We start from the raw sequence: 17,940 nt of genomic DNA, 5'->3' as shown, positions 1-17,940 counted from the left end.
TCCCCCGCCGCCACCGTCCGCAACCCGGCCGGTGGCGGCGACACAACCAGGACCCTAGGGCAGCAGCACCTCGGCGTCCTCGGGCCGGAGCACCCGGCCGTCGGTCGAGCAGACCGTCATCGGCGCGATCGGCGCGCCCGTCCCTCGTTCCACCAGCCGGGCACGCGGCTCGTCCTCGGTGAAGAACCACTGGTCGCCCCACTGCCGCAGCGCGGTGATCACCGGGAACAGCGCGCGCCCCTTCTCGGTCAGCACGTACTCCTGGTACGGGCTGCCGTCGGCGGCCGGAGCGAGCTCGAACACGCCGTTCGCGACCAGGTTGGCGAGGCGGGCCGAGAGGATGTTCTTGGCGAGGCCCAGGTTCTTCTGGAACTGCCCGAAGCGGCGCAGCCCGTCGAAGGCGTCGCGGACGATCAGCAGCGTCCAGCCGTCGCCGACGACGTCGAGCGGCCGGGCGACCGGACAGGTCGACTCCTCGTGCGTGGTGCGCTTCGGCACTTCTCCCACCTTCCACCGGTCGGCGTCCAGCCTACCGGCGAGTTTCGTGGTTGCTTATTGAAACCAGAATATGCCAGGGTTGTGCGGTAGCACTTTGAAACCAGTCTGTTCGTGCCGCCGCCCGAGGGAGTCCCGTCCATGACCTCCACCACCCGCGAGACCTCCCCCGCCGCCGACGCGCCCCCACGCGGCCTGCCACCCGCCGTCGCCTGGCTGCTCTCCGTCGCCTGCGGCCTCGCCGTCGCCAACGTCTACTACTCGCAGCCCCTGCTCGACCTCATCGCCGAGGACTACGACATCGCCCCGGCCACCATCGGCCTCGTCGGCACCCTCACCCAGATCGGCTACGCGCTCGGCCTGCTGCTGCTCGTCCCGCTCGGCGACCACGTCAACCGCCGCACCCTGATCACCGCCCAGCTCGGGCTCTCCGTCCTCGCCCTCGGCGCCGTCGCCGTGGCGCCCTCCGCACCGCTGATGTTCACCGCGATGGCCGGCGTCGGCGTCCTCGCGGTGGTCGCCCAGGTCGTCGTCGCGTACTCGGCCTCGCTCGCCGCCCCCGCCGACCAGGGCCGGGTGGTCGGCACCGTGACCAGCGGCATCGTGGTCGGCATCCTGCTCGCCCGTACCGTCGCCGGCGCCGTCGGGGACCTGGCCGGCTGGCGCGCCGTCTACGTCGTGTCCGCCGTCGCCACCGGCGCGACGGCCCTCGCCGTCGCCGCCGCCCTCCCGGCCGAACGGCGGCGCCGGCCCCGGCGGATCGGCTACCTGCGGCTGATCGGCTCGGTGTTCACGCTCTTCGCCGCGGAGCCCGTGCTCCGGGTCCGGGCCGTCCTCGCGCTGCTCACCTTCACCTCGATCACCGTCCTGCTCACCCCGATGGTGCTCCCGCTCGCCGCCCCGCCGTTCGACCTCAGCCACACCGAGATCGGCCTCTTCGGCCTCGCCGGCGCCGCCGGAGCCCTGGGCGCCGGCCACGCGGGCCGCCAGGCCGACCGCGGACACGCCGAACGCACCGCCGGCATCGGCCTGTCGGCGATGCTCGCCGCCTGGCTCCCGGCGGCCCTGCTGCCGCACTCGGTGTGGTGGCTGGTGCTCGCCATGGTGGTGATCGACTACGGCCTGCAGTCCGTGCACGTGGTCAACCAGCACCTGCTCTACCAGGTCCGCCCCGAGGCGCAGAGCCGACTGACTGCCGGTTACATGCTCCTCTACTCCGCCGGCTGCGCGGCGGGCGCGATCGGCTCCACCGTCGTCTACGACCACTGGGGCTGGCCGGCCGTCTGCCTCCTCGGCGCGGCCACCAGCCTGGCCGCGCTGGTCTACTGGCGGGCGCAGAAGCAGAGTTGACGATCCTGCGCAGCAGCACGTCCGCCCCGGGCGGGCGGCCACCGCTTCGGCCGCACCGGAGGCCGGGGATCCTCGCACCGGCCTCCGACAAGGCGTCGCGGGCCGGGTATCGTCCGGGCCATGAAGACAGTCTTACGCCGGGCGTGGTCCCTACCGTTGGCGGGCGCGGCGGTCTCGCTGCTGGTGATCTGCTGGAGCCTGGGCGCCGCGTCCGTGCAGTGGCGGGCCGCCGGCCGGATCGACGCCGCGCCGCTGCGGGTGGACGGGACGGTGAGCGCCGCGGCCCTGCGCAAGGGCGGGTGGCTCTACACCGTCACGTACCGGGTCGGGGACCGCGCCTACAGCACGACGGCGCTCGGCCTGAAGCGGCTCCGGAAGCCGCGCGTCGGGGTGACCGTCGCCCTGGAGGCGGCGGCGGACGACCCCGCCACGGTCCGGGTCGTCGGTGACCGCTATCCCAACGACGACATGCCCGCGACCTACGTACTCGCCGCGGTGGGTGCCACGGCCGTCCTGCTGTGGGTCGTCGGCCTCCTCACCCGGCGCGTCCGGGAGGGAACTCCCCACCCGTGACGGCCGGTTCGGCCGCCGCACGCCGAACCGGCCCGCCCCGCGCCGTCAGTCCACGCAGGGGATGCCGCCGGCCTTGACCGCGGGCCCCTGCATGGGCAGGCCTGCGACGGGGTCGGTGGCCGCGGCGGCGGGCGGCGAGGCGGTGGCGGTCGGGCTGGGGGTGCGGGTGACGGCGAGGGTGACGAGGATGTGGCCGGGGGCGACCCCCGCGGCGGCCGTGGGGGTGACCCCGTAGCGGGTGGCGAGCTGCTGCGCGTCGGCCCTGGCACCGCTGCCGTAGGTGACGGTGGTGGCCCTGGTCCTGGCGGTGGCGTCGCCGATCCTGCCGGGCTGGTAGCCGAGTTCGGCGAGGGCCTTGGACTCGGCGGCGGCCGCGCCGGCGCCCGCGACGGCGTTGACGTCCACGACGGACTTGACCGCGGTCGGGGACGCGGCGGGCGGCGAGGGGGTGGCGGTCTCGGTGGCGGCCTCGGCGAGTGCGGGGCCGGCCCGGACGGGGGCCGGTTCGCGGTTGAACAGCTGCCGGACGATCTTCTTGATCAGCTCCGCGTTGACGGTGTTGACCTCCTGACCGACGACGGTCTTGAACCCGGCGATCGGCAGGGTGTTGAACTCGACGTTCCCACCGGTGAGGTTGGGCGCCTGCCGGGCGAAGTCGAGGATGTTCCACTCGTTGTCGATGACGACGTCCTTCTTCACCACCCCGAACAGCTTCTGCATCTGCCCGAAGTCGTTGAGGATGCCCAGCTGCTTGAGCCGGTACTCGACGGAGGAGATGAACGCCTGCTGCCGGTGGGTGCGGTCGAGGTCGCCGTTGGTGAGGTGGTGGCGCTGGCGGACGAAGGACAGGGCCTGGGCAGCGTTCAGGGAGCTGATCCCGGCCGGGAGCTTGAGCCCGGTGCCGCCGCCCTCGTGGGTGGCGGTGCGGGCGATGATCGGGTCGTCGACCGGGTGGTTGAGACAGACCTGGATCGGCTCGACGGCCTTGGCGATGTCGTAGAAGCCGATCAGGTTGACCTCGGCGAAGTGGTCGATCGGGACGTCGAGGAAGCTCTGCACGGTCTGGATGGTGGCGGAGCGTCCGGCTTCGCGGCTCTGCCGCTCCAGGTCGGCCTTGGAGAGCCCCTTGCCGGCGAGTTTCTGCTCGGCGGCCCCCTTGGCGATGCCGTAGGCCTCCTTGATCTTGTGCATCTTGCCGTCGGCGCCGACGGTCTGCACGTAGTCGTCGCGCGGGACGGACAGCGCGGTGACCTTGCCGCCGTTGGCCGGGATGTGCAGGACGATCAGGGCGTTGGTGTTGTACCCGCCGATCTCGCTGGACCCGGCGTGCAGTTCGGCCTCGACGAACTGCTTGGGCAGGTCGTTGCCGTCCATGTCCTTCCGGCTGTCGAGGCCGATCAGCAGCAGGTTGACCGACTTGTCGAGGTGCGGCGGGGCGTTCTTCTTGGCCTCGCTCAGCGCGGTGGACTTGGTCATGCCGTCGTCGAGGCTGCGGTACTCGTACCAGGTGAAGCCGCTGGCCCCGAGGACGGCGACGGAGACGGTGCACGCGAGGGTCCGTCCGGCGACAATGAGCGGGGCGGCGCTGCGGCGCGGAGCGTGGCCACGCGGGCGGGGGCCGGGACGGTTGGGGCGTTCAGCCACGACGGCTCCTTCCGGTCGCAGTGCCCGCACTGCGGGGTCGTCGGCGGTCGAGTGCGGTCCGGACCGCGACGACCAGCAGCGCCACCCCCACCGCCGCCGCCATCACCGGGAACGCCTCCACCACCCAGCGCAGCGCGCCGGTGCCGAGTTGCTTGCCCTGGTACGCGTCCCGGTTCCACACGTACTCGATGCCGGCGGCGCCGAGCAGCACCACGAGCGGGGCGGCGGTGACGACCCACCAGCGGCCGGCCCTGCTGCACAGCGCCGCCGCGGCCCCCGTCCCACTGACCGCGCCGACCGCGAACAGGACGCCGATGCCGGGGCCGCCGAGCTCGTCCGCGACCCCGCCGAGGACGGGCAGGCCGACGGCGGTGAGCACCACCGGCAGGCCGCCGCCCCGGCGGGCCTGCGGCCGGCGGCGGGAGGCCCCGGCCCGCTGGGCGCGGGCGGCTGGCGGTGCGGCGGGTTCCGCCGCGTCGGCCGCTCGCGAGCGCTGCGCGGGGAGGGCGGGGTCGTCGGTGCGCGGTCCCGCGTCCTGGTACGGCGTTCTCGCCCGCTGCCCGGCCATGCGCACTTCCCTCGGTCGTTTCGGCTGCCGCGGCGCGTGCGCGCCGCGTGCGTGCCGGGACGCGTTCCGTCCTGTGGCGGTTCCCAGCTTCTACACGGCTGTAGAGGTTGGGCTGGAGCATACAAACCCATTTCAGCAAAGTCACCCGCCGTCATCCAGCAACGGCGAAGCGCCTGGTGGGCCGTCGTTAGGATGGTCATGATCCCCGCCACGTCGGCACACCATCAGGAACGCGTCAGAGGAGCAGAGCGTCACCATGTTTGAGAGTCTGAAGAACCTCGCGGACAAGGCCACCGACCTCGCCCGCGAGCACAGCGACGTGCTCGGGCAGGGTCTGGACAAGGTCGGCGACGTGATCGACGACCGGACGGACCGCAAGTACAGCGGCCAGATCGACACCGGTGTCGAGAAGGCCAAGGACTTCCTGCGCAACCTCGACGGCGAGCAGAAGCCGGCCGAGTAGCCTGCCACCGGGCACGATCGCCGGTACGACGGTCGAACGAAGGCACGGTCGAACGAAGGCACGGGCGGACGGGGAGGGGTCGGCAGCGGTGAGCGAGGAGCAGAACGGGTCGCGCTGGGGGCGCTGGCTGGTCGTCGGCGTGCTGGTCGCGGCCGGGTGGGGCATCGTCCGGGGCGGCGGCCACCCCGACCCGGCATCCTCCGGCGCCGCCCCGACCGCGACCACCACCACCGGCTCCTCGCCGGACGGTTCCGCGCCCTCCACGCCCGCCTCCACCGCGCCGTCGAAACCCTCCGGGCGCTACGACCCCGCCGACTACGCGGCCCCGGTACGCCAGTACGCCGCCGAGGCCGGGGTCAACCCGCAGCTGCTGATGGCGATCCTCTACAACGAGTCGTACAAGCCGCACGACCCGGAGCTCGAACGGGCCTGGCAGCGCAGCAAGCCCGACGCCTCCTTCGGCATCGCCAACATGCACCGCGCCGCCTTCGACGACACCAAGCCCGGCCGCCCCTTCGCCTCCCGCCAGTGGGAGGAACTGCCGGACGACCGCAACCTGGCCATCCAGGCGGCCGCCTGGCACCTGCACGACCTGGCCGGACAGCTCCCGGCGCGCCCGGCCGCACCGCTGAACCACGACGAACTCCTCGCCCTCGGCTACAACGCCGGCGCGGGCAACATGCTGGCCTTCGCCCGCGGGGTCAAGGTGGGCTCCCAGGCGCAGTCCTACCTCGACCGGTTGCACGACAACTGGGCGAAGTCCGGCACGGCCGTGCATTGACTTCCTCAACCGGCCCGAAGGCCGGTGATTCCCTCCACGCTGCGCGCGGATGGCGCAGCGTCCGGGTGGCTTCCTGCTTCACTGCGCGGTGCCGGGAGGAGTCCCGGTCTTACCTGCGCTCCACAGGCTGAGACCGCAAGTCCTGCGGCCTCGGCTATGGTCCGGGCGGCGTTGACGTCCCGGTCGTGGACGGTCCCGCAGTCCCCGCAGGTCCACTCGCGGATGCTGAGGGGCTTCGGGCCGTCCTTGATCCCGCAGTGCGAGCAGACCTGGGAAGTCGGCTCGAACCGTCCGATGCGGATGAGCTCGCGTCCGTGGCGGCCGGCCTTGTACTCCAGCATGTTCAGGAACGCGGCCAACCGGCGTCGTGGACCGACGTGGCCAGGCGCGTGCGGGCGAGTCCCCTGACCGCGAGGTTCCCAACGGCAACCGCTTGGTTTTATCTTCGGCCCCTTGCGGATGCCCTTGAGACTGGCGAAGAAGTTGCCGTACGCGGTCTCCAGATCCCTGAGCGACTGTTGCAGCACCACGGCGGCGACCTCGCCCAGCCACGCCCGTTCCGGTGTCTTCGTCGCCTCCGTCAGCCGCTTGGACAGCTCGGCTGCCTTGGGGAACGGCAGCCCGGCGGCCCGCGCGTCCTCACGTGCCCGCAGGGCATCGTTGACGACGACGCGGGCGCACCCGAACGCCTGAGCCAGAGAGAATCGCTGACCAGCCGTCGGATACAGGCGGAAGCTGTACCGAAGCTGCATGATCAGCACCGTACTGCAGTTGGTTCATGGCCGAGTGGTCCGGCTCGTACTTCGCGGGCTCAGTCGCCGGCGCGCCGATAAGCGTCCTACGCCAGTACATCGAGCAACAGAACCACCCCGTCTGATCTGCGGGTCAGAGCATCACCCAGAATCGCTCCACCCCCAGCCTGAAGCGGAGCACTGCGATTAGCTCTGGTAGCCCCGGGTTCTCGGGCCCGGGGCCACCGCGCCGAGGGGCGGGCGGGGGTCAGTTGGCGCCGAGGCGGGCGGCCCACTTCGCGCGCCAGGCGAGCGCGTCGGCGACGCCCTCGGCGATGCCCCGCTGCGGCTTCCACCCGAGCAGCTCACGGGCGGTGTCGACGACGGCGTAGCAGCCGATCACGTCGCCGGGGCGGGGGCCGGTCTCGCGGACGTCGAGGGTGCCGCCGACGGCCTGCTCGAAGGCGGCGACCAGTTCACGCACGGTGGTGCCGTCGCCCGTCCCGACGTTGATGACCCGGTAGCGGTCGCCGGCGCCGGAGGCGATCACCTCGTCGAAGCGGACCAGCGCCGCGACGTGCGCCTCCGCCAGGTCCTGGACGTGGACGTAGTCGCGGATGCCGGAGCCGTCCCTGGTCGCCCAGTCGACGCCGGTGATGGTGAACGGCGTGCCGTTGGTGTGCGCCTCGATCAGCTTGCCCAGGGCGTGGGTGGGGTTGAGGTCCTGCAGGCCGGTGCGCAGCCTCGGGTCGGCGCCGATCGGGTTGAAGTACCGCAGGGCGATGACCCGCTGCCGCTCGGCGCCCTCCCCGCGGGTCCAGTCCTGCAGGACCTGCTCCATCATCTGCTTGGTGCGCGCGTAGGGGCTGTTGGCGTCGACCGGGCAGCTCTCGTCGACCCGGGCGTCCGGGGTGGGCGCGTAGATGGAGGCGGAGCTGCTGAACACGACGCGGGTGCAGCCGTTGCGCTGGAGGGCGTCGAGCAGTTCGACGGTCTTGGCGACGTTCTCCCGGTAGTAGTACAGCGGTTTGGCCACCGACTCGGGCACGACGATCCTGGCGGCGCAGTGCAGGGTGGCGTCGATGTCCGGGTGCTCGGCGAAGATCCGGTCGAGCAGGGCGGTGTCGGCGATGTCGCCCTGGTAGAACACCCGGCCCTCGACGAACTCGGCCCGGCCCTTGGACAGGTCGTCCAGGATGACCGGGGTGATGCCCTGGTCGAGGAGGGCGGACGCCACGGTGCTGCCGATGAGTCCCGCGCCGCCGGTGATCAGGACCTTCTTCATGCGCGGACGCTCCCTTGCGGTCGGCCGGGCGCCCGGTGGCGCCCGGTGACCACTGGGACGATGGTTCGGGCCTGACGGTTCCCCCGACGGGCCGCGGCGGCTCAGCCGTGCGGACGGCGGCGGAGCCAGAAGCCGGTGGTGACCAGCACGACGGCCGCGGCGGCGGTCCCGATCGCGGCCCAGGTGGCGGCGTCGGGCATGGTGTCGGAGGGGGTGTCACGGGCGACGGGACGGGCCGGGGCGGCGCCGTCGAGGGCCGGCGGGACGGTCGGGGTCGGAGTCGGGGGCGCTGGTATCGCGGTCGAGGCGGGGCCCGTCGTCTCCGCGGCCCCCGACAGCGGCGGGTCGCCGATCACCGGGGCCTCGACGTCGAACTCGCGCTCGCCGTGGCCCGGCGAGGGGAACGCGCAGTCGACGGTCACCCGCCAGTGCCCGGCCGGGAGCATCTCCCGGGTGGTGTACGTCCCCGCCTCGCCCGGGACGGCGACCAGGCGCCAGGGGCCGACCGTGCGCCCGTCCGAGGACGCCGCGGCGAGCGTGCCGACGAACTCCCCGGTGACCGGGTCGTGGTCGTTCTCCCAGGTGGCGACGGTGCTGACGTGGCCGTTCCGCTGGCCGGAGACGTCCAGGTGGACGGTGTCGCCCTGGGCGGCGGCCGGTGCGGCGGCCGGCAGCACGGTCGCACCGGCGAGGGCGAGGGCGGCGACGAGGGGGCGGGTTCGCATGGCGGGCAATCCTCGTGAGGGCTGAGGGGCGGGAAGCGGTGGCGCCGGGTGCGGACGCCACCGGGTGGTGGCGGCGCCCGCACCCGGCGCCCCGGGCGGTCTCAGGAGGTCTTCAGCGGCGACCGGTGCAGGTACGTCCGACCGTTCGACTGCTGCAGCTCCAACAGCCAACCACCGTAGTGCCAGCGGTCGCCGAGCCCGAGAACCAGCGCGCCGTCGTTCGCCGCGAAAGTGAACCCGTCGACACAGGAGGCGAGTTGCCGCCGCTGCGCGACGCACCGTCCGGCGCGCGGACCTGACGCGCCGACGATTCGGACCTCGCAGCCGACTGTGACCGGAGCGGTCGACTCCGATCAACCCCGCGACATCTCAACTGATGTGACTGTGTGTCACTCGAGGAAGGTCGCCCCCGAGGCCGGGGGCGGAGTCGGCGGCGCGGAGCGGGTCGACGGCGCGACGGGGCCGCCGGCGGGCGTCGGGGTCGACGCCGGCGAAGCTCCGTGGTCCGGGATCCCATCGCGTTCCTCTCCTCGCGCGAGGGCCCGGGCGCCCCGGAGAGCGGGGGCTCGGGCCGTCCGACACTCCGGAGACCGAGGAGGGCGGGCGGGGATAACAGAAACCTCTTGCGAAATCACGTTTCCCGCACCTGTGGACGACCCCGGACACGACAGTGCCGGGGAGCGCGATCGGGGGGTGTGCGCTCCCCGGCACGGGGGTGGTGGCGGCCACCCGGCCGGAATCCCGGGGCCTGGGCTCCGACGGCCGGACAGGGTCCAGAGCCTTGAGCCGGCCGATTCCCGCCCAGGACATGCCAGCTGGGGCCATGCGCCGACGGATCGTCAGGCAGCGGCCCAGACCGTCCCCGGCCCCGGCCGCACCGCCGCCCGCCCGCCGGCGCAGCCGCCGTGCAGCCGGGCCAGCCCGGCGGCCAGCCCGTCCCGGTCCCCGGCGAGCCACAGCCGCAGCGCGGCGGACAGCGCGGCGCTGGCCGGCCCGGTCGACGGGCCGCCGGTCCGCGCGATCCGCTCGCCCAGCAGCGGCAGCAGGTCCGCGACCGGGGCGGGCAGCCAGAGGGTCAGCGCGCACGGGCCGGGCCTGGCCAGGACACGCCGCAGCGGCAGCGCGGAGGCGTCGTCGTGCAGCGCGGGGATGACCTCCAGCAGGCCGTCCACCACGACCTCGGAGACGTCCCCGCCGTGGCCGCGCGCGAGGTCCCGCAGCAGCGCGCGCTCGGCTGCGGTGATCCGGACGGTCAGCATGACGTCGTCGCAGTCCATGGTCCCGGTTCCCCTGTCGTGGAAATCGTGGAAGTCGTGACGGTCGTGGCGCTCGCGGCCGTCAGGGGCGGTGCGGGCCCGCCCCGGTGGGTGTCCTGCCCGTCAGCGGCGGTCCGCTACCGGCGTTATCAGGCCGTAGTGGCCGTCGTAGCGGCGGTAGAGCACCCGGGCGCGGCCGTCGCCGGGGTCGGTGTGGCAGACGAACGGGGCGCCGGTCAGCCAGAGCCGGCGGGCCGCCTCGGGGAGGTCGAGCGGGCCCGCGGGGTCGGCCCCGGCGGCGCCGCACTCCAGGGCACCGCTGAGCGGGCAGCGGTGGACCAGGCTGTCCCGGCCGGTCGTGGCGTCCACGAAGAGGTGGAACCGCCGGTCCAGTGCGAGCAGTTCGCGGGCGGCCTGCTCGGGGGTGCGGTGGGCGAGGACCACCTCCTTGCGCCGGGCGATCCGCCGTTCGGCGAGCGGGCGGGCGGCGTACTGCGGGCGGTAGGCGCTCTCATGAACGGCGGCGAGTCCGATGTCGCCCTGTTCGCGCAGCCGGACGGCCCGGCCGGCGAGGGTCCCGAGGGTGAGGTCGACGGCCTCCCGGGCGGTGACGGCGGCGAGTTGCACCCGGACCGGACCGGCGCCGGCCAGGTCGACGTCGGCTTGCGCGAGGGCGGGCCGGGTCACCGTCCGGGCGCGCGTACGGGTGAGCCGGATGCGCAGCGCGCGGGCGCAGGGGCCGAGTCCGGCCGCCGTGTCCAGCGCCTGCGCCCGGGCGTACTCGGCGTCCTCGCGCGGCAGCTCGCCGCGGATCTCCACCCGGACGTCGAGGGTGGGCCGGTGGCGCAGACGGGTCATCAGGGTCCTCCTTCTCCCGGACCATGCTGGACCTCGCGCGGCCGGGCGGCGAGGGTCCAAAGACCCTGCCCGCAAGGCCCGGCGCGGATCTTTTCGGCGGGGCCGTCGCCGCAGGTCAGCGCCCTCCCCGGGGGTAGTCCGAGCGGGCCCGGGTGATCGGCCGTTGGAGTGATCCGCCCGCGTTCGGCGCAACGCCCGTCCAAGCGGCGCGTTTGCCATGACGTGCGCCCCCTCCAGCCGAGGTGCACGCGGGGTCCGCGCCGGCCGCCCCCGACCTCCCGGCCGGCCTGTCGGCGCCTCCCCCGGTACCGTCCGCACCAGCTCCTGCGATGAGAGGCACTGTCATGACCCTGATGACCGAGACGCGGAAACGGAACGCCCCCCCGAGAACCGCGCCGCCCGCGCCCCACACCGCCCGCGCGGCCGTCCCCCCGCTCGCCCCCGGCGCGCTCCCCGGCCTCGGCCACGCGGCCGCCCTGCTGCGCGACCCGCTCGGATTCCTGGGCTCGCTCTCCCGGTACGGCGGCGTCGTCCGGATCCGGCTCGGGCCGCGCACCGTCTGCGTGGTCACCGACGCCTCGCTGGTCCACACCCTGCTCGTCGCCCTCGCCTACGACTGCCCGCGCGGCGCCGTCCAGGACACCCTCAAGACGGCCTTCGGCGACGGCCTCCTGATGTCCGAGGGCCAGGCCCACCGGGACCGCCGCCGGGTCGTCCAACCCGCCTTCGGCCCGGACCGGATGGCCGAGTACGTCGCCGTGATGCACCAGGTCACCGAGGAGCGGGCCGGGCGCTGGCGCCCGGGACAGGTCCTCGACGTGGCCAAGGAGATGAACCACCTCGCGCTGGAGATCGTCACCCGCTCGCTGTTCGACGCCCGGCTCAGCGAGGACGCCACGCTGGCCTTCCACCGGGCGCTGCCGGACATGGTGAAGGGCCAGATCGTCCAGTCCCTCTACCCACACCCGGCGCTCGCCCGGCTGCCACTGCCGGTCAACCGGCGCTTCGACGCCGCCGTCCGGGTGCTCAACCGGGTCGTCGACCAGGCCGTCAGCGGACGGCCGACGGACGCCCGGAGCACCGATGCACCGGCCGCCGGCGGCACCGGTTCCACCGGGCGGGGCGGCACCCTGCCCGCGCTGCTGCGCGCCGCCACCGACCCGGCCACCGGCCGCCCGCTCACCGAGGCCGACGTCCGGTCCGAGGCGATCACCATGTTCGGCGCCGGCACCGAGACCGTCTCCACCACGCTGACCTGGCTCCTCGACGAACTCCTGCGCCACCCCGAGGTGGAGGCCAGGGTGCTCGCCGAACTCGACGAGCACCTGCCGGCCGGCGCCGTCCCCACCCCCGAGGCGCTGGCCAGGCTCACCTACACCCGCAGCGTCACCCAGGAGGTGGTGCGGCTGCACGCGCCCAACGCCTTCCTGATGCGCACCGCCCAGGTGCCGGTGGAGCTCGGCCCGTACCGGATCCCGGCCCGCACCGAGCTGCTCTACAGCCTCACCGCGCTGCACCGCGACCCGCACCGCTACCCGGAGCCGCTGCGCTTCCGTCCGGAGCGCTGGCAGGGCGGCGGCGGAGCCGGGCGGCAGTCCTTCCTCCCGTTCGGAGCGGGCAAGCACAAGTGCATCGGGGAGGCCTTCGCCTGGGCCGAGCTGACGGTCGCGGCGGCCGCGATCCTGCGCCGCTGGCGGCCGGTGGCCGTCCCCGGCGCGCGGGCCCGGGAGGTGGTCTGGACGACGGTCCAGGCGCACGGGCTGCGCGTCCGGCTGGACCCGCGCGACGCCCGGCCGCCGCGCCCCGACGGCCCCCCGGCCGACCGCGCGGCCGTCCAAGCCCCGCCGGCGGGCCGCTGTCCGGTGCGCGTCCCCGACCTCACCCCGGCACCCACCCCATCCCGGACTGCGCGCCGACCCGGCGAACTGCACACCGCCGCGCTGCGGCACGCCGACTGGGCGGTCGGTCGCGGCCTGCTCGCCCCGGCCGAGCTACCCGGCTACCGGGCCTATGCCCTCCACGAGTTGATCGGCCACGCCTTCCCGCGGACGCGCGGCGCCGACCTCGACCTGCTGGTCGACATGCTGGGCTGGTTCACCATCCTCGACGACCGCTTCGACGGGCCGCCCGGGCACCGCCCCGCCGAGGCCCGCGCCGTCGTCGACCCGCTGATCGCCGTCCTGCACGGCGCCGCCGGCGGCCGACCGGACGCCTCCGGCCCGACGGGCCTCCCGACCGGCGACCCGCACGGCATCCCGACGCCCGGCCCGGACGGCCGGCTGCTCGCCGCCTGGCGGGACCTGTGGGAGCGCCAGACCCAGGGCATGTCGCCGCAGTGGTGCGCCCGGGCCGCCCGGGAGTGGCAGGCCTGCCTGGAGACCTTCCCCACCGAGGCCGGGCACCGCGCCCGCGGCACCGTCCCCGCCCTCGGCCTGCCCGAGACCATGCGGCTGCGCCGCCACAGCAGCTGCCTCTACCCGTTCACGAACATACTGGAACGGGTCCACGGCGCCGACGCCCCCGCCGCACTCCACGCGGAGCCCGCACTGCACCGGCTGCGCGCCAACACCGCCGACGCCGCCACGCTGATCAACGACCTGTACTCGCTGGAGCGGGAGGAACGCCAGAGCGCGGCCGCCTTCAACACCGTCCTCACCCTGCAGCGGATCCGAGGCTGTACCCGCAGCCGGGCCGTCGCCGCCGTCCGCGCCCGGGTCGCCCGGCTGCGACGGGAGAACGACGCCCTGCGCAGCGACCTGCGGCGCCGCCACCCGGCCGGGCGCTGGTACCTGGACGGCACCCGGGAGCTCGTCGAGGGCGTCCAGGCCTGGACCAGCACCAGCGACCGCTACCTCGTGACGGACCGCCCGCGCCGCTGAGCGGACGGGTCGCTCAGTGGCGGCCCCCGAGCGCGAACAGCAGCAGGACGAAACCGGCGAACAGGTGGGTGGCGAAGATGTAGATCCCGGCCCGGATGAGCATGGCCTTGCGCCTGCGCTTCTCGTCGTTCGTACTGTCGCTCGTGCTCCGGCGCGTGCTCTCGCTCATGGCGGGGGTTCTCCTCGGGTCGGTCGGCCGGGTCGGGCGCGGGCTCAGCGCGCCGGCCGGCCGCCGGGGGCGCGCAGCTCGGTGAGCAGCGAGCCCTGGTCGGTGATCAGCTCGGTCAGGATCCGGCGCGCGGCGCGCAGCAGTTCCGCCACGTCCGGGGTGCTGAGCGCGTAGACCACGGTGTTGCCCTCACGGGTGGCCGCGACCAGCTGGGTGCGGCGCAGCACCGCGAGCTGCTGGGAGAGGTTGGACGGCTCGACCTCGATCTCGGCCAGCAGCTCGCGCACCGGCCGGGGCCCGTCCTGGAGCAGTTCCAGCACCCGGATCCGGACCGGGTGGCCGAGGGTGCGGAAGAACTCCGCCTTGGCCTGGTACAGCGGGACCGGCATCGTCCGCGTCTCTCCCTCGGGTACGGCTCGGTGGGCGTCCGGCCGCGCGTCCACACCGGCGGCCGGCAAGCATCATCGCGACAGGTGAAGATTTCTTCAAGTCGTCACAGCGGGCACCCCGCCGGGCCGTCCCGGCGGGGCCCCGGGCGCGCCGCACCGGCCGAGCCCGGCCCGGGCGCGCCGCATCACCTCCAGGGCGGCGCGGGGAACGCCGGAAGCCGAGCCCGGGACGCTGCCAACTCCCGGACTCGGCCGTCATGGTGACGTGACGTCAGCAGACTACAGGCACATCCACCACGACCGGGGCCGGGCCCCGCGAGATCGACTCGACACTGAAGGAGGCGTGGACGGTCGAACCGCACGGCGCGGTGGCGCTGATGCCGTCGACCCGCACGTTGCTGACCGTGAACACGGTGCGCCCGCTCACCGCGCCGAGCGACGCGCCACCGGTCACGTCGGCCGACAGGCGGGTCAGCAGCTCCTGCGGCGCCGGCGGCCACGGGGTGCCCGGGGAGGGCGGCCCGGCCAGGCCGATCTGCCCGTACAGCACGACGCTACTGCCGGTGACCTCGGCGCAGACCTTGGTCGACAGCCCGGCCTGCAGGCCGTTGTAGCCGCAGGTCGTGACCGTGGCGGCGACATCGGCGGCGCCACTCGACGATACGGCGAACGCCGGCACCGGCGCCGAGAGCAGGGCGACGGCACCGGCCGCGCCCGCCGCGATCCGCGTGATGCGGTTCATGGACTCCTCCTTCGGAGGGTGTGAGGAACGATCTGGACAGGTGAGGTAGCACATGTGACATTTCACAGGTGCCACGACGAGAACTTTGCCATGCGATTCCTATGCCATGACCCGATTCAGCCTTGGAACTAACAAGGAGACTGAAATCTGACCTGCGATGGCGCAATCACGCCCCGAAAAGTCAGCGCCCGCACACCCTTCGTGGCCGGCTGAGCCCGCTGCCGGCCGGGGCCGACCGGGCGCCTCCGGTTCAGTGCAGTGCGGCGCGCAGGGCGTCGACGCGGGCGGCGGCGGCCGTGAAGGCGTCGCGGTCGAGCCGGCCGGAGTCCAGGGCGTCGACGAGGGCCGCGGTGGCGTCCTCGGCCTGCTGCGGGTCGCGGGCGGAGCAGAGGATGAGGTCCATCCCGGCCTCGGCAGCGGCCACCGCGCGGGCGCCGGTGCCGCCGTACGGGGCGAGGGCCTCGGCCTCCAGGGCGTCGGTGACGGTGACGCCCCGGAAGCCCAGGCGGCCACGCAGCTCCCCCTGGACCACGGTGGGCGACAGCCCCGCCGGACGGTCCGGGTCGAGTGCCGGGTAGATCGCCCAGGAGGCCATCACCAGCCGGACGCCCGCCGCGATGGCCGCCCGGTAGGGCGCCTCCCCACGGGCACGCAGTTCGTCCAGGGGCACGGGCAGGGTGACCGGGCGGGTGTCGGTGTTCTGGTCGCGGGCGGCGGAGCCGAGCCCGGGGAAGTGCTTGGCCGTGGCGGCGACACCCAGGCCCTGCTGGGCAGCGAGGTAGGCGCTGCCCAACTCACCGACCCGGGCCGGGTCCTGGCCGAAGGAACGCTCGGCGCGGTCGATGAAGTTGCCCGGGGCGTCGTACACGTCGAGCACCGGCGCGAGGTTCACGTTGAGCCCGGCGTCCGCGAGCGCGCCGGCCGCGCCGACGCCGGAACGGGCCGCCGCACCGACCGGGTCGGGATCCAATCCTGCCCGGCGGGCGGAGAGTTCGGGCTCGCCGGGCAGGCGGCGCACCTTGCCGCCCTCCTGGTCGGTCATCAGCAGCAGCTCGCCGGGCGCCGGCGAGTCCGCCGCCGCCTGCCGCAACTGTGCGACGGCCTCGGCGAGTTGCGCCGGGCTCGTGACGTTCTCCCCGAACAGGATGACGCCGGCCGCCCGCCCCTCCCGGATCGTCTGCAGCACGCCCGGAGGCGGCGTCGGACCGGCGTAGGACAGCACGATCCGGCGCCCGGCGAGCTGCCGTGAATCCTGATCGGCCATCGCCGCCGTCCCCTCCGCCGTCCCCTCGGTCGCCCCGTCCACGGGCGTACCCCGCCGCAGCAGGTCGGCATCACGGCGCACCGGCGCCGCCTCGCCCGGAACCGGCCCGAGCATGGCCGCCAGCACCACCAGCACCGCTCCGAGCTGAACGGTGCGCCCGAGCCTGGCCATCACGTCTCCCTGCGGTCGGCAGTGGGATACGGTCCGTCAGCGTACCCAGCCCGGGCGCGGCCGGCGACCGGGCGAAGCCACCCGGGCGGTCCTACCCCGGCCGCCGCAGCAGCCGTCCGAGCACGGCGACCCCCTCGTCGATCTCCCTCGGCGCGCCCGCCGCGTAGCCGAGCACCAGCCCGGGCGGGTACGGCAGGCGGGCGTGCCAGGACAGCGGCTGCACCTTGACGCCCTCGGCGAGCGCCGCCGTGGCCAGCTCGGTGTCGGTGCAGCGCACGCCCGGCGGCAGGGTGAGCATCAGGTGGAGGCCGGCGGCCGCGCCGTGGACGGTGGCCCCGGGGAGGTGGGTGCGGACGGCGGCGATCATCGCGTCCCGGCGGCGGCGGTGGCGGTGACGCAACAGCCGCAGGTGGCGGTCGAGTTCGCCGGACTCCATCAGCCGGGCCAGCACCAGCTGCGGGAGCACCGGGTTGCCCAGGTCCGCGAACCGCTTGGCCTCCAGCACGGCCTCGCGCAGGCGCGGCGGCACCAGCAGCCAGCCGGTGCGCAGCGCGGGGGCGAGGAGCTTGGAGATGCTGCCCGCGTAGCAGACCTGGTCCGGCAGGGCGGCGCGCAGCGCCGGGACGGGCGGGCGGTCGTAGCGGTGTTCGGCGTCGTAGTCGTCCTCGATGACCAGGCCGCCCTCGCCCGCCCAGCGCAGCAGCTCGCGCCGCCGGTCACCGCCGAGGACGACACCGGTCGGGTACTGGTGGGCGGGGGTGAGCAGGACGGCCGGGGCGCCGGTGGCGCGCAGCGCGTCGACCCGGACGCCCTCGGCGTCGACCGGGACGGGCGGGGTGGCGGCGAGCCAGTGGGCGAGATGCCGGCGGGCGCCGAGCGAGCCCGGGTCCTCGGCGGCGACCTCGGTGACGCCCACCCGGCCCAGCGCCCGGCCGAGCAGGGCGAGGGCCTGAGCCGTCCCGGCCACGATCAGCACCTCGTCGGGGTCGGCGCGGACGCCCCGGTTGCGGGCCAGCCAGTGGGTGACGGCCAGGCGCAGGGCGGGGTGGCCGCGGACGTCGCCGTAGCCGAGGTCGTGGGCCGCGAGGCCGTCGAGTACGGCGCGTTCGGCGCGCAGCCAGGCGGCACGGGGGAAAGCGGCGAGGTCGGGCACCCCGGGGGTGAGGTCGATCCGGGCGGGCGTGGCGCGCAGCAGCTCGAACACCTCGGGGTCCGGGTCGGCGCGGAACAGGACGGGCGCCGGTCCGGTGGGCGACGGGGCCGGGAGCGGGGCTGCGGGCGGCGCCGGGACCGCGACCACGACGGTGCCGGCCCTGCCCCGGCCGGCGACCTGGCCCTCCTCGGTGAGCCGCCGGTAGGCGTCGGTCACCACCCCGCGGGAGACGCCGAGCTCGGCCGCCAGTACCCGGCTGGCGGGCAGCCGGGTGCCGATCGGGAGGCGGCCGTCGGCGACGGCCTCGCGCAGGCGGCGGGCGAGCCAGCCGGTCAGGCCGCCGGGCGGGGCGTCGGCGGCGTCGAGCTGGAGGAAGTCGGCTCCGGACTCCGCCTCTTTGGACCTCTCACCCGGCGCTTCTTTGGACCTGTTCACCGGGCCATT

Annotated in this window: 17 protein-coding genes and 2 pseudogenes; 6 read left to right on the top strand and 13 right to left on the bottom strand. The window is 74.5% G+C overall.

What is annotated here, in order from left to right:
* Positions 1–54: 54 nt before the first annotated feature.
* Positions 55–498 carry a winged helix-turn-helix transcriptional regulator gene (locus tag ACIO5E_RS11385; RefSeq protein WP_400666072.1) on the bottom strand — a complete coding sequence of 148 codons (444 nt, stop codon included), beginning with the start codon at positions 496–498 and terminating at the stop codon, positions 55–57.
* Positions 499–636: 138 nt separating this feature from the next.
* Here ACIO5E_RS11385 and ACIO5E_RS11380 point away from each other — a divergent pair, with 138 nt between their 5' ends.
* Together ACIO5E_RS11380 and ACIO5E_RS11375 are read left to right on the top strand one after the other, a co-directional pair.
* Positions 637–1,845, top strand: a complete 1,209-nt coding sequence (locus tag ACIO5E_RS11380) for an MFS transporter (protein WP_400666070.1) — start codon at positions 637–639, stop codon at positions 1,843–1,845.
* A gap of 120 nt (positions 1,846–1,965) precedes the next feature.
* Positions 1,966–2,418 carry a hypothetical protein gene (locus ACIO5E_RS11375; protein WP_400666068.1) on the top strand — a complete coding sequence of 151 codons (453 nt, stop codon included), beginning with the start codon at positions 1,966–1,968 and terminating at the stop codon, positions 2,416–2,418.
* A gap of 45 nt (positions 2,419–2,463) precedes the next feature.
* Here the strand turns inward: ACIO5E_RS11375 and ACIO5E_RS11370 are convergent, their stop codons facing one another.
* Together ACIO5E_RS11370 and ACIO5E_RS11365 are read right to left on the bottom strand one after the other, a co-directional pair.
* On the bottom strand, positions 2,464–4,062 hold the full coding sequence (locus ACIO5E_RS11370; protein ID WP_400666066.1) for an LCP family protein: 1,599 nt from the start codon (positions 4,060–4,062) through the stop codon (positions 2,464–2,466).
* Positions 4,055–4,630 (bottom strand): DUF6542 domain-containing protein, encoded by a 576-nt coding sequence (locus ACIO5E_RS11365; protein ID WP_400666064.1) that lies wholly within the window; start codon positions 4,628–4,630, stop codon positions 4,055–4,057. Before ACIO5E_RS11365 ends, ACIO5E_RS11370 begins: the two co-directional genes overlap by 8 nt.
* Positions 4,631–4,886: 256 nt before the next feature.
* On the opposite strand from ACIO5E_RS11365, the gene ACIO5E_RS11360 reads away from it, so the two are divergent.
* Both ACIO5E_RS11360 and ACIO5E_RS11355 read left to right on the top strand, forming a co-directional pair.
* Positions 4,887–5,093 carry an antitoxin gene (locus ACIO5E_RS11360; protein WP_400666063.1) on the top strand — a complete coding sequence of 69 codons (207 nt, stop codon included), beginning with the start codon at positions 4,887–4,889 and terminating at the stop codon, positions 5,091–5,093.
* An 88-nt stretch (positions 5,094–5,181) separates the two neighbouring features.
* Complete coding sequence (locus ACIO5E_RS11355) at positions 5,182–5,874, top strand: transglycosylase SLT domain-containing protein (protein WP_400666062.1); 693 nt, start codon at positions 5,182–5,184, stop codon at positions 5,872–5,874.
* A gap of 5 nt (positions 5,875–5,879) precedes the next feature.
* Here ACIO5E_RS11355 and ACIO5E_RS11350 read toward each other — a convergent pair.
* A pseudogene (locus tag ACIO5E_RS11350) lies at positions 5,880–6,626 on the bottom strand (RNA-guided endonuclease InsQ/TnpB family protein).
* A 20-nt stretch (positions 6,627–6,646) separates the two neighbouring features.
* On the opposite strand from ACIO5E_RS11350, the pseudogene ACIO5E_RS11345 reads away from it, so the two are divergent.
* A pseudogene (locus tag ACIO5E_RS11345) lies at positions 6,647–6,751 on the top strand (transposase); the annotation flags it as partial.
* A 122-nt stretch (positions 6,752–6,873) separates the two neighbouring features.
* Here the strand turns inward: ACIO5E_RS11345 and galE are convergent.
* From galE to ACIO5E_RS11325, 4 genes are all read right to left on the bottom strand, one after another.
* The gene (galE, locus tag ACIO5E_RS11340) at positions 6,874–7,890 is read right to left on the bottom strand and encodes a UDP-glucose 4-epimerase GalE (RefSeq protein WP_400666060.1); all 1,017 of its coding nucleotides are present in this window, start codon (positions 7,888–7,890) and stop codon (positions 6,874–6,876) included.
* A gap of 101 nt (positions 7,891–7,991) precedes the next feature.
* The gene (locus ACIO5E_RS11335) at positions 7,992–8,615 is read right to left on the bottom strand and encodes a hypothetical protein (RefSeq protein WP_400666059.1); all 624 of its coding nucleotides are present in this window, start codon (positions 8,613–8,615) and stop codon (positions 7,992–7,994) included.
* Between the two features lie 839 nt (positions 8,616–9,454).
* Positions 9,455–9,892, bottom strand: a complete 438-nt coding sequence (locus ACIO5E_RS11330; RefSeq protein ID WP_400666058.1) for a hypothetical protein — start codon at positions 9,890–9,892, stop codon at positions 9,455–9,457.
* 102 nt (positions 9,893–9,994) lie between these two features.
* Entirely contained in the window at positions 9,995–10,729 is a 735-nt protein-coding gene (locus ACIO5E_RS11325) for a sigma 54 modulation/S30EA ribosomal C-terminal domain-containing protein (RefSeq protein WP_400666056.1), read from the bottom strand.
* Between the two features lie 353 nt (positions 10,730–11,082).
* On the opposite strand from ACIO5E_RS11325, the gene ACIO5E_RS11320 reads away from it, so the two are divergent.
* A complete protein-coding gene (locus ACIO5E_RS11320; protein WP_400666054.1) occupies positions 11,083–13,608 on the top strand; it encodes a cytochrome P450 in 2,526 nt (841 codons plus the stop codon).
* 13 nt (positions 13,609–13,621) lie between these two features.
* Here the strand turns inward: ACIO5E_RS11320 and ACIO5E_RS11315 are convergent, their stop codons facing one another.
* From ACIO5E_RS11315 to ACIO5E_RS11295, 5 genes are all read right to left on the bottom strand, one after another.
* Entirely contained in the window at positions 13,622–13,777 is a 156-nt protein-coding gene (locus tag ACIO5E_RS11315) for a DUF6126 family protein (protein WP_400666052.1), read from the bottom strand.
* Positions 13,778–13,821: 44 nt separating this feature from the next.
* The gene (locus tag ACIO5E_RS11310; RefSeq protein ID WP_400666050.1) at positions 13,822–14,166 is read right to left on the bottom strand and encodes an ArsR/SmtB family transcription factor; all 345 of its coding nucleotides are present in this window, start codon (positions 14,164–14,166) and stop codon (positions 13,822–13,824) included.
* 271 nt (positions 14,167–14,437) lie between these two features.
* Positions 14,438–14,908 carry a hypothetical protein gene (locus ACIO5E_RS11305; protein ID WP_400666048.1) on the bottom strand — a complete coding sequence of 157 codons (471 nt, stop codon included), beginning with the start codon at positions 14,906–14,908 and terminating at the stop codon, positions 14,438–14,440.
* Positions 14,909–15,158: 250 nt separating this feature from the next.
* Positions 15,159–16,343 carry a glycoside hydrolase family 3 N-terminal domain-containing protein gene (locus ACIO5E_RS11300; RefSeq protein WP_400666047.1) on the bottom strand — a complete coding sequence of 395 codons (1,185 nt, stop codon included), beginning with the start codon at positions 16,341–16,343 and terminating at the stop codon, positions 15,159–15,161.
* Positions 16,344–16,434: 91 nt separating this feature from the next.
* Complete coding sequence (locus ACIO5E_RS11295) at positions 16,435–17,931, bottom strand: PLP-dependent aminotransferase family protein (protein ID WP_400666045.1); 1,497 nt, start codon at positions 17,929–17,931, stop codon at positions 16,435–16,437.
* Positions 17,932–17,940 lie beyond the last annotated feature (9 nt).

Source organism: Kitasatospora sp. NPDC087314 (assembly GCF_044744365.1).
In the GTDB taxonomy this organism is placed as follows: domain Bacteria; phylum Actinomycetota; class Actinomycetes; order Streptomycetales; family Streptomycetaceae; genus Kitasatospora.
Note: the sequence above shows the minus strand (reverse complement) of the source record. Positions and strands in the feature narration are given on the sequence as shown.

What these genes read in the sequence shown, in the direction of transcription:
- ACIO5E_RS11380 (WP_400666070.1), top strand. Translation starts at nt 637, where the DNA reads ATGACCTCCACCACCCGCGAGACCTCCCCCGCCGCCGACGCGCCCCCA.
- ACIO5E_RS11375 (WP_400666068.1), top strand. Translation starts at nt 1,966, where the DNA reads ATGAAGACAGTCTTACGCCGGGCGTGGTCCCTACCGTTGGCGGGCGCG.
- ACIO5E_RS11365 (WP_400666064.1), bottom strand. Translation starts at nt 4,630, where the DNA reads ATGGCCGGGCAGCGGGCGAGAACGCCGTACCAGGACGCGGGACCGCGC.
- ACIO5E_RS11360 (WP_400666063.1), top strand. Translation starts at nt 4,887, where the DNA reads ATGTTTGAGAGTCTGAAGAACCTCGCGGACAAGGCCACCGACCTCGCC.
- galE (WP_400666060.1), bottom strand. Translation starts at nt 7,890, where the DNA reads ATGAAGAAGGTCCTGATCACCGGCGGCGCGGGACTCATCGGCAGCACC.
- ACIO5E_RS11335 (WP_400666059.1), bottom strand. Translation starts at nt 8,615, where the DNA reads ATGCGAACCCGCCCCCTCGTCGCCGCCCTCGCCCTCGCCGGTGCGACC.
- ACIO5E_RS11330 (WP_400666058.1), bottom strand. Translation starts at nt 9,892, where the DNA reads ATGGACTGCGACGACGTCATGCTGACCGTCCGGATCACCGCAGCCGAG.
- ACIO5E_RS11325 (WP_400666056.1), bottom strand. Translation starts at nt 10,729, where the DNA reads ATGACCCGTCTGCGCCACCGGCCCACCCTCGACGTCCGGGTGGAGATC.
- ACIO5E_RS11320 (WP_400666054.1), top strand. Translation starts at nt 11,083, where the DNA reads ATGACCGAGACGCGGAAACGGAACGCCCCCCCGAGAACCGCGCCGCCC.
- ACIO5E_RS11315 (WP_400666052.1), bottom strand. Translation starts at nt 13,777, where the DNA reads ATGAGCGAGAGCACGCGCCGGAGCACGAGCGACAGTACGAACGACGAG.
- ACIO5E_RS11310 (WP_400666050.1), bottom strand. Translation starts at nt 14,166, where the DNA reads ATGCCGGTCCCGCTGTACCAGGCCAAGGCGGAGTTCTTCCGCACCCTC.
- ACIO5E_RS11305 (WP_400666048.1), bottom strand. Translation starts at nt 14,908, where the DNA reads ATGAACCGCATCACGCGGATCGCGGCGGGCGCGGCCGGTGCCGTCGCC.
- ACIO5E_RS11300 (WP_400666047.1), bottom strand. Translation starts at nt 16,343, where the DNA reads ATGGCCAGGCTCGGGCGCACCGTTCAGCTCGGAGCGGTGCTGGTGGTG.